The organism is Caballeronia jiangsuensis (assembly GCF_046030135.1).
GTDB classification, from domain to species: Bacteria; Pseudomonadota; Gammaproteobacteria; order Burkholderiales; family Burkholderiaceae; genus Caballeronia; species Caballeronia jiangsuensis.
The window spans coordinates 13,666-27,405 of sequence record NZ_JAQQDB010000028.1 but is presented as its reverse complement, the minus strand read 5'-3'; the positions used below and the strand labels follow the sequence as shown (position 1 = coordinate 27,405).

General features: G+C 63.5%; 13 protein-coding genes and 1 pseudogene. 7 read left to right on the top strand and 7 right to left on the bottom strand.

Annotated elements, in window-relative coordinates; translation table 11 throughout:
• The first annotated feature begins 1 nt into the window (after position 1).
• The 4 genes from PQR08_RS25975 to PQR08_RS25960 all read left to right on the top strand — a co-directional run bounded on the left by PQR08_RS25975 (position 2) and on the right by PQR08_RS25960 (position 5,217).
• Positions 2–1,237, top strand: a complete 1,236-nt coding sequence (locus PQR08_RS25975; RefSeq protein WP_250487656.1) for a CaiB/BaiF CoA transferase family protein — start codon at positions 2–4, stop codon at positions 1,235–1,237.
• Positions 1,227–2,543 carry a fumarylacetoacetase gene (gene fahA, locus PQR08_RS25970; protein ID WP_250487657.1) on the top strand — a complete coding sequence of 439 codons (1,317 nt, stop codon included), beginning with the start codon at positions 1,227–1,229 and terminating at the stop codon, positions 2,541–2,543. The genes PQR08_RS25975 and fahA overlap by 11 nt, the downstream gene beginning before the upstream one ends.
• A 46-nt stretch (positions 2,544–2,589) precedes the next feature.
• Positions 2,590–3,954, top strand: coding sequence for an MFS transporter (locus tag PQR08_RS25965; RefSeq protein WP_250487658.1), 1,365 nt, complete (start codon positions 2,590–2,592; stop codon positions 3,952–3,954).
• A gap of 75 nt (positions 3,955–4,029) precedes the next feature.
• Positions 4,030–5,217: a porin gene (locus PQR08_RS25960; protein WP_250487659.1), complete on the top strand. Its 1,188-nt coding sequence runs from the start codon at positions 4,030–4,032 to the stop codon at positions 5,215–5,217.
• Positions 5,218–5,282: 65 nt separating this feature from the next.
• Here the strand turns inward: PQR08_RS25960 and PQR08_RS25955 are convergent, their stop codons facing one another.
• The gene (locus PQR08_RS25955) at positions 5,283–5,765 is read right to left on the bottom strand and encodes a MarR family winged helix-turn-helix transcriptional regulator (RefSeq protein ID WP_250487660.1); all 483 of its coding nucleotides are present in this window, start codon (positions 5,763–5,765) and stop codon (positions 5,283–5,285) included.
• Between the two features lie 68 nt (positions 5,766–5,833).
• Between PQR08_RS25955 and PQR08_RS25950 the strand changes: the two genes are divergently transcribed.
• The 3 genes and pseudogenes from PQR08_RS25950 to PQR08_RS25940 all read left to right on the top strand — a co-directional run bounded on the left by PQR08_RS25950 (position 5,834) and on the right by PQR08_RS25940 (position 8,529).
• On the top strand, positions 5,834–5,965 hold the full coding sequence (locus tag PQR08_RS25950) for a hypothetical protein (protein ID WP_284509265.1): 132 nt from the start codon (positions 5,834–5,836) through the stop codon (positions 5,963–5,965).
• 132 nt (positions 5,966–6,097) lie between these two features.
• Positions 6,098–7,246, top strand: a pseudogene (locus PQR08_RS25945) (2-isopropylmalate synthase); the annotation flags it as partial.
• 188 nt (positions 7,247–7,434) lie between these two features.
• Positions 7,435–8,529 carry a branched-chain amino acid aminotransferase gene (locus tag PQR08_RS25940; protein ID WP_250487661.1) on the top strand — a complete coding sequence of 365 codons (1,095 nt, stop codon included), beginning with the start codon at positions 7,435–7,437 and terminating at the stop codon, positions 8,527–8,529.
• Between the two features lie 80 nt (positions 8,530–8,609).
• On the opposite strand, the gene PQR08_RS25935 is transcribed toward PQR08_RS25940, so the two are convergent.
• The 6 genes from PQR08_RS25935 to PQR08_RS25910 form a co-directional block, all read right to left on the bottom strand.
• Entirely contained in the window at positions 8,610–9,500 is an 891-nt protein-coding gene (locus PQR08_RS25935) for a LysR substrate-binding domain-containing protein (RefSeq protein ID WP_238213041.1), read from the bottom strand.
• 74 nt (positions 9,501–9,574) lie between these two features.
• Positions 9,575–10,300, bottom strand: coding sequence for an amino acid ABC transporter ATP-binding protein (locus PQR08_RS25930; protein ID WP_035498350.1), 726 nt, complete (start codon positions 10,298–10,300; stop codon positions 9,575–9,577).
• A gap of 43 nt (positions 10,301–10,343) precedes the next feature.
• Positions 10,344–11,000 carry an amino acid ABC transporter permease gene (locus PQR08_RS25925; RefSeq protein ID WP_238213042.1) on the bottom strand — a complete coding sequence of 219 codons (657 nt, stop codon included), beginning with the start codon at positions 10,998–11,000 and terminating at the stop codon, positions 10,344–10,346.
• Entirely contained in the window at positions 10,997–11,761 is a 765-nt protein-coding gene (locus PQR08_RS25920) for an amino acid ABC transporter permease (RefSeq protein ID WP_250487662.1), read from the bottom strand. Before PQR08_RS25920 ends, PQR08_RS25925 begins: the two co-directional genes overlap by 4 nt.
• Positions 11,762–11,804: 43 nt before the next feature.
• Complete coding sequence (locus PQR08_RS25915; protein ID WP_238213044.1) at positions 11,805–12,617, bottom strand: transporter substrate-binding domain-containing protein; 813 nt, start codon at positions 12,615–12,617, stop codon at positions 11,805–11,807.
• 37 nt (positions 12,618–12,654) lie between these two features.
• On the bottom strand, positions 12,655–13,728 hold the full coding sequence (locus PQR08_RS25910; protein ID WP_238287383.1) for an ABC transporter ATP-binding protein: 1,074 nt from the start codon (positions 13,726–13,728) through the stop codon (positions 12,655–12,657).
• Between the last annotated feature and the right edge of the window lie 12 nt (positions 13,729–13,740).

Genomic DNA, 13,740 nt, shown 5'->3' with positions numbered 1-13,740 from the left:
TATGGGCGCGCCTCTTGACGGACTGAAGGTCATCGACTTCACGCGGGTTCTGGCGGGCCCGCTGTGCACCAAGACGCTGCGCGACCTGGGCGCGGAGGTCACCAAGATCGAGCCGCCCGGCGGCGATTCGGGACGTGGCGGCGTGCCGCACATCGGCACGATGTCGGTCTATTACGCGCAGCAGAACGCGGGTAAGCGCAATCTCAGCCTCGACCTCAACTGGCCCGAAGCGCGCGCGATCGTGACCGACTTGTGCCGCGAAGCGGATGTCATCGTCGAAAACTTCCGGCCGGGCACGCTGGCGCGCTTCGGGCTGGGCTACGAGCAGGTGCGCGAGTTCAATCCGGCCGTCGTCTATGTGTCGATGAGCGGCTACGGGCAATCGGGCCCGTGGCGCAACCGGCCGGCGTTCGCGCCGACCGTGCAGGCGGAAACCGGCCTCACCGACATCCTGCGCGAGCACTACGGCCATGCGCCCGACGCGCTGATGAACGACGCGTGCAGCCACGCGGACGTCTACACCGGCCTGCATGGCGCGATCGCCGTGCTCGCCGCGCTCGCGCAGCGCGACCGCACGGGCGAAGGGCAGCATGTCGACGTGTCGATGGCCGCGACCATGCTCGCCGTCAACGAGCGCGCCGGCGCGCAACTCGCGGGCGTCGACACGAACGGCGAGCCGCCTGCGCTGAGCGCGCCGGAATCGCATATCTTCATGTTGCCCGACGGACGTCAGGTGACGATCGCGGCAAGCCCGATCTATTCGCCGATGTTCGTGCGTTTCTGCTCGATGATGCGCCGCACGGACCTCTTGGGCGATCCGCGTTTCGCGAGCGCAACGTTGCGCCGTCAGAACCTTGAGGCGCTGCTCGCCGAAGTGCGCGCGTGGATTCTCACCTTCAACGATCTCGAAGAGCTTCAGGCGCAGGTCAGCGAGCAGGGACTGGCGATCGGCGTGGTGCGCAGCACGCGCGAGCTGGCCGAGTCCGAGTGGGCCGCCGACTGGGGCGCGATCGTCAATGTCGACGATCGCACGGGCGGCACGATGCGCATGCCCGGGCCGCCCTGGCGCTTCAGCGGCGCGACCTTGCCGCAACCGGGCATTCCGGCGTTTCAGGGCGAGCACAACATCGAGCTGCTCATGGAGCGCAACATCGACCCTGCGATGATCCACGAACTCAGGCAGCGCAAGATCCTGCTGAGCCGCAAGAGCCTGCGCGGTGATTTCGATGAAGTCTGACCATACGCACGACATCGATGCGAGAAGCTGGCTCGCCTCGGCCAACGACGCGTCCACGCCTTTTCCATTGCAGAACCTGCCTTTCGGCGCATTCAGGCGCGCGGGGACGAACGAGGCGTTTCGCGGCGGCGTCGCGCTGGGCGATCAGGTGATCGATCTCGGCGCGTTGAGCGAAGCGGGCGCGTTCTTGGGACTTGCGGCCGACGCCGCGCGCGCCTGCGCGCAGCCGTCGCTGAACGCGTTCTTCGACATGGGCCCGGACGCGTGGCGTGCGCTTCGCCATGCGCTTTTCGCGCTGTTCGACGCACGTCGCGAAAACGCGGGTTCCGGCCAGCGCTGTCTCGTGCCGCAAGCCAGCGTGGAACACGGCATGCCCGCGCATATCGGCGATTACACGGACTTCTATACGTCGATCGATCACGCGCGCAACATCGTGAAGCTGCTGCGTCCGGACGGCGCGGTGTCACCGAATTTTAAGTGGATGCCCGTTGCGTATCACGGGCGCGTATCGAGCATCGGGCTTTCCGGGCAGAACGTTCGACGGCCCTGCGGCCAACGCATGGCAGTGGGTGCGCGCGTGCCGGATGTCGGACCGTGCACGCGGCTCGATTACGAGCTTGAACTGGGCATCGTCATCGGCGTAGGCAACGGGCAGGGCGAGCGCATTCCCGTCGCGTCGGCCGAGGATCACGTGTTCGGACTGTGTCTGCTCAACGACTGGTCCGCGCGCGACATCCAGGCGTGGGAATCCACGCCGCTCGGACCGTTTCTCGCGAAGAGTTTCGCGACGACGTTATCGCCGTGGATCGTCACGATGGACGCGCTCGCGCCGTATCGCACCGCATGGACGCGACCGGTCGACGATCCGCAGCCGCTTGCGTATCTGTCGGCGCCTGCGCTTGACGAAAGCAGCGCGATCGATATCCGGCTGGACGTCGCGCTCGAAACCGCGATGCATCGCCGCGACGCGCTGCCGCCGACGCGCCTCTCTTGCACGAGCTTCCGTCATCAATACTGGACGCTCGCGCAGATGGTCGCGCATCACACGATCGCGGGCTGCAATCTGCGCAGCGGCGACCTGCTCGGCAGCGGAACGATATCGGGTCCATCGCGCGACGAGGCGGGCGCGCTGATCGAGCTGACGCAGGCGGGCCACGCGCCGATACGCCTGCCAACCGGTGAGACGCGCGCATTCCTCGAAGACGGCGATGCCGTCGTGATGAGCGGATGGTGCGAGCGTCCCGGTTACGCGCGCATCGGCTTCGGCGAGAACCGCGCGGAAGTGCTTCCGGCGAAATGGGACTGACCGGCTCCGGATGACGAGACGGCCCTGCAAATCAGGAGACAAATCGATGAACGCGGTATTCGAAACAGACGCGCCGCTCGCCGGCAAGGATGCGGACCGGGCTTTGCGCGATGCCTATCGCGCGACGGAATGGCGCATCATGCCCATTCTCTTCGTTCTATGGCTGCTCGCGTGGGTCGATCGCGCGAACGTAGCCTTCGCCAAGCTGCAGATGCTGTCGGACCTGCACTTCAGTGAAACCGTGTACGGCCTCGGCGCGGGTTTGTTCTTTCTCGGCTACGTGGTGTTCGGCGTGCCGAGTTCGATGATCCAGCAACGCGTCGGCGCGCGCACGACCATATCGGCGATTGCGCTGGGCTGGGGCGTGACCAGCGTCGCGATGATGTTCGTTCACAACACGGCCACGTTCTATGTGCTGCGTTTTTTGCTCGGCGCCTTCGAGGCGGGCTTCTATCCGGGCGTGATTCTGTACATGAACCAGTGGTTCCCGTCGAAGCGGCGCACGCGCAACTTCAGCATCTTCCATTCGGCGGCGATCTGTTCGACCGTGGCGGTCGGCCTGACCGGCGGCTTCGTGCTGGAGCACATGAGCGGTCTTTTCAGCATCGCCGGATGGCGATGGATGTTCCTGCTCCAGGCGGTGCCCACGGTGCTGATGGGATGCATCGCGTTCGCCGTGCTGACGGATGGGCCTGGCAGCGCGCGCTGGCTGTCGCCGCAGCAACGGCGTCTCGTGCAGGCCGATCTCGAACGCGATCGTGGCGACGCGCCTCCGGCTACCGATCGCGCCGGCTCGTTGCTCGCGAATCCGCTCGTCTGGATGTTGTCCGCCGCGTACTTCTGCATTCTGACGGCGAACTCGGCGCTCAGTTTTTTCATTCCGACGATCCTTCACGAAGCGGGCTTCGGCGGCTACAGCGCGATCGGCAATGCGATCGCGGCGATCTGCGTGCTCGGCGCGCTCGGCAACATCGCGCTCTCGACGTTCGCCAGCCGTTACCGTGATGTCCGGGGACATTGCGCGATCGCGTCGCTCATCAGCGTCGCGAGTCTGCTGGTGCTCGTTTTCGTGTGGCATAGCAGCCGGTCGGTCACGTTCGCCACGCTGGTGCTCGGACTCGCCGGCACGGGCGCGGGCATCTCGCTGTTCTGGCAGATTCCGGGACGCTACCTGCACGGCAACGCAATGGCGCTCGGCGTGCCGTTCATCAGCTCGGTCGCGAATCTCGCTGGCTTCCTGACGCCCTGGCTCACGGGCTATGTACGCGACGTGTCCGGCAGCTATACGAGCGGATTCGTGACCGCCGCCGTGGTTCAGTCGCTTGCCGCGATCGTGCTCATTGCCGGCGTGCCGATAGCCGCCCGCAGACGGAACATGCGCGCCGCGACGCGCGGACACGAACCCGCCTGATTCATCGGCAAGGTCGTTCTTCGAAGGAACGACTCGATGAAAAATAATTAGATATACGAATCAATGGAGATCGGAATGAAAAAGACCATGCGGCTGGCGGGCGCACTCGTCGTGCTGACGCCGATGACCGCGTTCGCTCAAAGCAACGTCACGCTCTACGGACTCGTCGACGCGGGCATCAGCTACGCCAACAACGTCGCGCCGAAGGCCGGCGCTATCGGCGGACGCAAGATTCAGGAGACGAGCGGCGTCGGTGTGCCATCGCGCTGGGGCTTGCGCGGCGTCGAGGAACTGGGCGGCGGGAACACCGCGGTCTTCGTGCTGGAGAACGGCTTCAGCGTCGCGAACGGCACGATGCTGCAAGGCTCGCGTCTCTTCGGACGCCAGGCCTATGTCGGCCTCGGCAACAAGCAACTGGGCACGGTCACCTTCGGGCGTCAATACGAATCCGTCGTGGACTTCGTAGGCCCGTTCGTGTCCGCGCGGCAGTGGGGCACGCAATACGGCGCGCATGTCGGCGATATCGACAATCTCTACACCACGTTTCGCATCAACAACGCGGTCAAGTATCAAAGCGCGACGCTGTGGGGCATCACGCTGGGCGGCCTGTACGCGTTCAGCAATCAGGCCGCGGGGCCGGGCGGGACGGGCTTCGCGAACAATCGCGCCTGGAGTGTCGGCGGCAGCTATACGCACGATGCATTCTCGTTCGGTGTCGGACATTTTCATCTGAGCAACCCGTCGGCGGGCGGAACGGATGGCAGCAATACATCGGGCGCGGTGGTCGGGGACTATTCGAATCCCACGGCCATCTTTTATACGCGGCCGGTGACATCGCATGAAGTGACCGCGGTGGGCGCTGCCTATGCGTTCGGCGCGTTCACGCTGGGCGGCGCCTATACGTACGCGCACTTGAGCTATGCAGATCACACGAGCTTTTCGATGTCCAACTACGAGGCCAACGCGCGATACCGCTTCACGCCGGCGCTGGTAGCGGGCATCGCGGCGATATACAGCATAGGCGACGTCGGAGGCGCGTCCTCGATCGCCAATATCAGCGACGGGCCGCATCCGCACTGGCTGCAATTCAACGCCGGTCTGATCTACTCGCTAAGCAAGCGCACGGATGTCTACGGTGCTGTCGTGTATCAGAAGGCGTTGAACGGCGCCCTGACTGCCGCGATCGTGAATGTCGGCGGACCGAGCGGCACGAACTCGCGATATCAGATTGCGACGACCGCTGGTGTACGGCACAGGTTTTGAAGGCACCACGAAAGTCCGCGGCCGGACTGCAATTGCATTGGCCGATATCGTGCCGCGGGCGCTGACTACTCACCTGACGACGCCGCTTCGCCCTCCGACCACGGACTGAAACCGCTTTGCAGCACACTGCGCAACGAACTGCGCAATGCCTCGGCGCGCTTTTGTCCGAAGCTGTCTTCGAACTCCCGCTGAACCGCTTGCCACAGCGGAAACGCCATCCGATAACGCGATAAACCCGCGTTCGTGATAACCACCTTTCTGACGCGCCGATCTTCTCCAGGCACCATTTCGAGCAGCCCATCGCGATCGAGCGGCTTCAGGTTTGCCGATAGGGTGGTGCGGTCCATCGCCATCGACTCCGCGAGCTCGCCGATGGTAAGCGGTCCATTGCGGGCGAGCCTGTACAGGATCGAGAATTGGGTCGACCGGAGGTTCGACGGGCTTAGAGCCTGATCGTATGCTGCCGTGAGATATCGCGCGGCCTGACGTGCCGCGAGACAGGTGCAGGTTCCGTCGATGTTTTCTACTCGCTCTTTTGTCGATGCCATCTCGCGTTCGTTTCGTTTGAAGTCGATGTGATGCTTGCCATTGCATTTCGATTCATCATCATATGTGCATGTCAACGTATAGTAAACGCGGACGCATCATCCATGTGCAGGAGCATTCAGCGGGATCGGCGCTCGGTATCGGCTATGCGGCGCCCATTCGTCTCGAACGCGCGATGCGCGAACCGGTCGATGCGGGTTGACCCTAGATTTGCCCGCGGCATCGTTAGCTATAATCGCGCGGTCAGGCGCTGTGATCCAGCGTCACGACAGGCAGGAAGGGTTACCCCCCATTCCCTGATCAACGCAATTGCCGTTCCCCACAGGAGACTGGCATGTCAGACCGACTCATCATTTTCGACACCACCTTGCGCGATGGAGAACAGTCGCCGGGTGCCTCGATGACCAAAGACGAAAAACTGCGCATCGCCCGGCAACTCGAGCGCATGCGCGTCGACGTGATCGAAGCAGGGTTCGCCGCGAGTTCCGAAGGCGACTTCGAGGCGATTCGGGCAATCGCCGGCGAGGTCAAGGACAGCATCGTCTGTTCTCTGGCGCGGGCGAACGAACGTGACATTTCGCGCGCCGCCGAGGCGCTGAAGCCGGCCAGCCGGTTCCGCATTCATACCTTCGTCGCCACATCCGCGCTGCACATGGAAAAGAAGCTGCGCATGTCGCCCGATCAGGTCTATGAACAGGCGCGGCGCGCAGTGCGTCTCGCGCGCGGTCATACCGATGACGTCGAGTTCTCGCCGGAAGACGCGAGCCGCTCCGACTTCGACTTTCTCTGTCGCGTGATCGAAGGCGTGATCGACGAAGGGGCGACTACCATCAACGTCCCCGATACGGTCGGCTATGCCGTTCCGGATGGCTACGCTGCGTTGATCCGCGAACTTCGCGAACGCATTCCCAATTCCGACCGGGCGGTCTTTTCGGTCCATTGTCACGATGATCTCGGCCTGGCCGTGGCCAACTCGCTCGCGGCCGTCAAGTCGGGCGGGGCCAGGCAGATCGAATGTGCGATCAACGGCCTTGGCGAGCGAGCCGGCAATACGGCGCTCGAGGAAGTCGTGATGGCAGTCAGGACGCGACGGGATGTATTCGGCCTCGATATGCGCGTGGACACCACTCAGATCGTCGAAGCCTCGCGGCTGGTTTCGGAGATCACAGGGTTCACGGTGCAACCTAACAAGGCAGTCGTCGGCGCCAATGCGTTCGCGCATGCATCGGGCATCCACCAGGACGGCGTGCTGAAAGCGCGCGACACTTACGAAATCATGCGCGCGGAAGACGTAGGCTGGAGCGCGAACAGGATCGTGCTCGGCAAACTGTCGGGTCGAAACGCATTCAGGCAGCGCTTGCAGGAGCTGGGAATCGAGATCGACAGCGAAGCCGAACTGAATGCCGCGTTCGTTCGCTTCAAGGCGCTCGCCGATCAGGAAGCTTCCGTGTCCGACGACGCACTCGTCGCCTTGTCGCGGCAAGGCAAGGTCGCGGATACGACCGGCGTGCAACACTGACGACGTGCGCCGGATGCAACGATGCGGTCCGAAGAAGACATGCCTTCGAAAACGCCAGTTCCGGGAGACGAACGCCTCCGCGTTCGCTCTCCTTCCATTTCAATCCCTCGCGAGTCTGGTGGGACCCGTCCCATCATTGGTCGCATGAAAGTATGAAAACCGCTATGCCTACACAGTTTGTCGTTTCCCCGAGCGCAACGCCGACTCCGCACGATGAGATCGTCGCGAGCATTTCAAACCCCGTGTTCGGTAAGGTGTTCACCGATCACATGGCAACGATGCGCTGGACCAACACGCTTGGCTGGCACGATGCCAAGGTCGAGCCTCGCCGGCCGTTTCAGATCGATCCCGCTTGCGCGGTGTTGCACTATGCGCAGGAAATTTTCGAAGGCATGAAAGCGTACCGCGGCGAAGACGGCTCGATCTCGCTGTTCCGCCCGTTCGAGAATGCCAGGCGCTTTCGTGCGTCGGCCGCGCGTCTTGCCATGGCCGATCTCCCGGAAGCGCTCTTCGTCGATGCGGTGGAATCGCTCGTCAAGGTAGACCGGGACTGGGTGCCCGGTGGCGACAGCAGCCTCTATCTGCGTCCGTTCATGTTCGCGTCCGAGAGCTTCCTCGGTGTGCGCGCGTCTCACGAGTACGTGTTCTGCGTCATCGCCTGCCCGGTAGGTCCGTACTTCAAGGCAGGCAAGTCGTCGGTGACCGTCTGGGTGTCCGACCAATACACTCGCGCGGCGCCGGGTGGAACGGGCTCGGCCAAATGCGGCGGAAACTATGCCGCCAGCCTGATCGCGCAGACCGAGGCGGCGGCCAAGGGTTGCGACCAGGTCGTTTTTCTCGATGCCGCCGAGCACAAATGGATCGAAGAGATGGGCGGGATGAATCTCTTCTTCGTCATGGACGATGGCTCGCTGACGACGCCGCCGCTGTCCGGCACGATTCTGCCGGGCATCACCAGGGCGTCGATCATCGAGCTTGCGAGGCGTGAAGGCATCGTGGTCAACGAAACGCCTTATGCATTCGATGCATGGCGTGCGGATGCCGCGAGCGGCCGTGTCCGGGAGGTATTCGCTTGCGGGACCGCTGCTGTCGTCACTGCGGTCGGTGAGGTTCGCCATGCCGCCGGAGAATTTAAGATTGGGGACGGGGGAGAAGGACCGGTGACGCAACGCATGCGCACGCAACTGACCGGCATCCAGCGCGGCAGGCTCGCCGATCCTCTCGAATGGGTGTATCGCATCGACTGAGGCCGATTGGGCCTTAAGTCGCGCTCGTCCTCTGCGGCATGGGTGCGTGGCGTCACGCGTCGCGCACTTTATCCGCGAAGTTACCCGATAGCCAAAGCAGCATCCCGGTTGCGCGTGATCCATTCGCTGAAGAGCTTGACCTTCGGCTGATTCGCGACGCAATCCGGATAGACGAAGTAGTAACGCGACCCCGTCTCGAGCACGGTGTCGAACGGCATGACGAGCCGCCGGGCCGCCACGTCTTCGCTGACCAGCGTGCGGTCGCTGATCGCGACCCCGAAGCCCTGCATCGCGGCGTTCGTCGCCAGATCGAGCGTTTCGAATGTCGGGCCGAGCGTCGCGTCGATCTCGCTCGCTCCCGCACGATCGAGCCACAGCTTCCAGTCGCGATGATCGCGCGTCGGATGCAGCAGCGCATGATGCGCCAGATCCGCCGCCGCGGCGAGCGGCCGTTCGCTGAGTAGATCGGGCGAGCACACGGGCGTGAGTTGCTCGTTGAAGAGCGGCACCGCGTGCACGTCCGCGCCGGGCGACGAGCCGTAGATGATCGCCGCATCGAACGATTCAATCTGAAAATCGACGTCGTGCTGCCAGGTCGTCGTGATCTGCAATTGCAGTTCGGGATGCTCGCTCTGAAAGCGCATGATCCTCGGCAGCATCCAGCGCATCACGCAGGTCGGCACTTTCAGCGCGAGATCGGTGCGCTGGCGCGTGAGACGCAGCGATACCTCCTCGATGCGCGCGAAACCCTCTCTCACGACGGGCAGCAGCACGTCGCCTTCGGCCGTCAGCGTCAGCCCCCTTGCGCCCCGTTTGAAGAGGGGAAAGCCGAAATATTCCTCCAGCGTGAGAATCTGTCTGCTGATCGCCCCTTGCGTGAGGCACAGATGCTCCGCCGCACGCGTGAAACTGCGGTGACGCGCGACCGTCTCGAAGATCTGCAGCGCATTGAGCGGAGGAAGTCGTCGCATGGGGCGTGTCTCCGATCATGGAAGGCATGTCAGTCGGAACTATAGTAGCAAGTCCGGCGCGACGTGACGGCGTGTTAGTGGAGTATCTTGCCCAGGAATTCCTGCGCCCGTTCGGAGCGTGGATGCGCAAAGAACGCATCCTTGGCGTCGTCTTCGACGATGCGCCCGTGATCCATGAAGATCACCCGATGCGCGACCTTCCTCGCGAACCCCATCTCGTGCGTCACGCACATCATCGTCATGCCTTCCTGGGCCAGTTCGACCATCACATCCAGCACCTCGTTGATCATCTCCGGATCGAGGGCGGAAGTCGGTTCGTCGAACAGCATCGCGACGGGGTCCATCGACAGCGCACGCGCGATCGCCACGCGTTGCTGCTGGCCGCCGGAAAGCTGTCCGGGATACTTGTCCGCGTGCGCGCGCAGGCCGACTCGCTGGAGCAGGCGCAGCGCCTTGTCGGATGCTTCGTCTTTCGAGCGACCCAGCACTTTCGTCTGCGCGAGCGTGAGGTTTTCCGTGATCGACATATGCGGAAACAGCTCGAAATGCTGAAACACCATCCCGACCTTCGCGCGCAGTTTCGACAGGTTGGTCCGCTTGTCGTGGACGGCCTCGCCGTTGATCGTAATGCTCCCGCTCTGGAACGGCTCGAGTCCGTTGACCGTCTTGATGAGGGTCGATTTGCCGGACCCGGACGGCCCGCAGACCACGACCACTTCGCCTTTACTGACCGTGGTGGTGCAATCGGCCAGAACCTGAAACTGGCCGTACCACTTCGACACGTTACCGATGGAAATCATGCGCAAACCCGTTTTGAAAGGACGTTGGACATCGAGTCGAACTTCAGCGATGCCTGCCGATCCGATACCGGCGTTCGAGCGCACGGGCATACCAGGTCAGCGGAAAGCACATCGCGAAGTACAGCAGCGCGACGAGGGCGTAGATCGGGAAAGGGCGAAACACCGCGTTCGTGATCATGGTCCCGGTCTTGGTCAGTTCCGTGAGCCCGATGATCGACGTGAGCGCCGTGCTCTTCACGACCTGCACGAGAAAGCCGACGGTAGGCGGCACGGCGATCTTCCATGCCTGCGGCCAGACGACATAACGCAACTGCTGCATCCATGTCATGCCGAGGCTCGCCGCCGCGCTCCATTGACCGCGCGGCACCGCTTCGACGCAGCCTCGCCAGATGTCGGAGAGATAGGCGCCCGTATACAGCGTGAGCGTGACCGTTGCCGCAGCCCACGGCGACACCTCGACGCCCAGCATCGGCAAGCCGAAGAAGCCGAGGAAGAGCTGCATCAGGAGCGGCGTGCCCTGGAACACTTCGACATACAGCACCACGAACCTGCGCAGCCACGGCAACGGCGAAACGCGCATGGCGAGCAACACCAGCCCTGTCAGGCCGCCGCCGGCGAACGCGATCAACGAAAGCAGAACGGTCCAGCGCGCGGCGAGCATCAGATTGCGCGCGATATCCCATAGCGTGAACTCGATCATCGTGAACGCTCCTTCGGAAGGCCGGGATCTACCACGGCTGCACGCACGGAGAAGAGGCCGCGCAACCCGCGTCGAGGCGCAATCGTGACGCCGCGAGCGGCGCGCCCCGCGAACAGCCGCTTGCCGAGCCGGTTGATCAGGAGGCGCAGCACGATCGACAGCAGCAGATAGATCGCCGTGACGATCACGTAACATTCGAACGAACGGAAGTTACGCGACTGAATGAAACTGGCGGCATGCGTCAGGTCCGGCACCGAAATCTGCGATACCACCGCGGAGCCGAGCATCACGATCAGCACCTGGCCGAGCAAAGCCGGAAATACGTTGGCGAGCGCCTGCGGCAACACGACGTGGCGAAAGACGTGCGGACCTCGCAAGCCGAGCGCCATCGCGGCCTGGACCTGTCCGCGCGGAATCGAGTCGATGCCCGCCCGGACGATTTCCGTCGCATACGCACCGAGGTTCACTGTCATCGCGAGCACGGCGGCCTCGATTTCGCCGATATGCACGCCGAGGCTCGGCAGCCCGAAGAACACGAAGAACAGCTGCACGAGAAACGGCGTGTTGCGAATGAGCTCGACATACGCGGCCACGACGGCACGAAGCGGCTTCGGCCCCGCCACGGCGATGCACGCTCCGCCGATGCCGACCAGACCGCCCAGGAGCGTCGATACGGCGGTGAGGCCGAGCGTGACCGCGACGCCATGCGCGAGCACGTCCACGTAGAGGCCGAAGTCGCTGAAATCGAACGTGTAGGTCATCGAAGCATCCTCGGCGTGCGATCGAACGAAAAGGCGAAGCGCATCACAGATCGGCCGGCAGCGGCGCGCGCAGCCACTTCTGCGAGATGGCGTTCATCGTGCCGTCCTTCTTCGCGGCGGCGATGGCCTCGTCCACCTTCTGCTTCAGACGCGGCTCGTTCTTGTTCAGGCCCACGTGATCGGGCGAGCTGAAGAGCGAAAACTTCTGCTCGGGATCGATCGACGGGTGACGGGCGATGATCGTCGCGCCCACGTCGTTACCGACCACGAGCAATTGGGTCTGTCCCGCGAGAAACGCGGAGATCGCGCCATTCGGGTCATCGAATCGCTTGATGGTCGCGGACGATGGCGCGACCTTGCTCACGCTCAGGTCTTCGAGCGTGCCGCGCGCAACCGCGATGCTCTTGCCGCCCAGATCGCCCGCGTTCTTCACGGCGAGCGACTTCGGACCGAACACGGCGAGGTTGTACGGCGCATAGGCTTGCGAGAAGTCGATCACCTTTTCGCGCTCCGGCGTCTTGCCGACCGAGAGCAGCATGTCGGCCTTATGGTCGACGAGGTACGCCATGCGGTTGTCGCCCGTGACCTGAATCAGTTCGACCTTCGCGTTGAGGGTCTTGCCGATCAGACTGGACACGTCGATGTCGTAGCCTTGCGGCTTCATGTCCGGCCCGATCGAGCCGAACGGCGGATAGTCCTCGAACACGCCGATCCGCACCACGCCGGATTTGCTGATCGAGTCGAGCGCATCGGCCTGCGCGAGCGGCGCAAATGCACCGAGGCCCACGACGCCTGCGAAGGCGAGCGTGATGGACGCGCGCTTGAAGAAGCGCTGCACGGAAGTCGTCGTGTTCATAGGGTGTCTCCTGTGGCTATGGTTTGGTCGGCGTGAATCAATGCGCGGTACGTGCCGCGATGAGCTTGCAGGCGTGCGGCGGCAATTCCGCGAAGATGGGCATGCCAACCCGAAGATCCGGTGTTTCGCGCGGGGTCGTGGCCGCGGTGAGCGTGAAACCGGCGCAGTCGATGGTGGCTTCGAGCGACGAGCCGACATCCCGGATGAACGCCACTTTTCCGGCCAGCACGTTGGGTCCGGGATTGGCCGTGACCGCCCGCATCGATACGTCCTCGGGGCGAATCAGCAAGCGGACATCATCGGTTGCGCCGCCTGCGCGCGGCGCGCCATCGACTGTGATCTGCTGGCCGTTTGGAAGCGCGATCCGGTTCGTGCCGTCGAGCGTGACGGGCAGGATGTTGCCGAGGCCGATGAAATCGGCGACGAATTCGCTGACGGGATTGCGATAGATATCGAGCGGCTTGCCGATCTGAGCGATGCGTCCTTTTTCCATCACGACGATTTCGTCGGCCATCGTCATGGCCTCGCGCTGGTCATGCGTCACCATGATCGTCGTGATGCCGAGGCGTTGTTGCAGCAGACGGATTTCGACCTGCATCGCTTCGCGCAGCTTCGCATCGAGCGCGGAGAGCGGTTCGTCGAGCAGCAGCAGCTTCGGCGACGATGCGATCGCCCGGGCGATGGCCACGCGCTGACGCTGTCCGCCGGAAAGCCGCGAGACCGGACGGTCCGCCATGTGCGGCAACTGGATCAGTTCGAGCAACTCGGCGACCCGCGCCGCCTGCGCGTCTTTCGCGACGCGGCGCAGCCGCAGCGGATAGGCGATGTTCTGCGCCACCGTCATGTGCGGAAACAGCGCGAGCGACTGGAACACCATGCCGAAATCGCGCTGGTTCGCCGGCACGTTCGTCAGATCGCGCCCGGCGAATGCCACGGTTCCGGACGTTGCCGTTTCGAGGCCCGCGATGATTCGCAACAGTGTCGTCTTGCCGCAGCCGGACGGTCCGAGAAAGCACACCAGCTTGCCGTCGGGCACGGCGAGATCGACGTGATCGACTGCGTACGCGGTGTGAAAGCGCTTCGTCACCGCCTGAAGTGTCAGATGAGTCATGAGGGTTCCCTC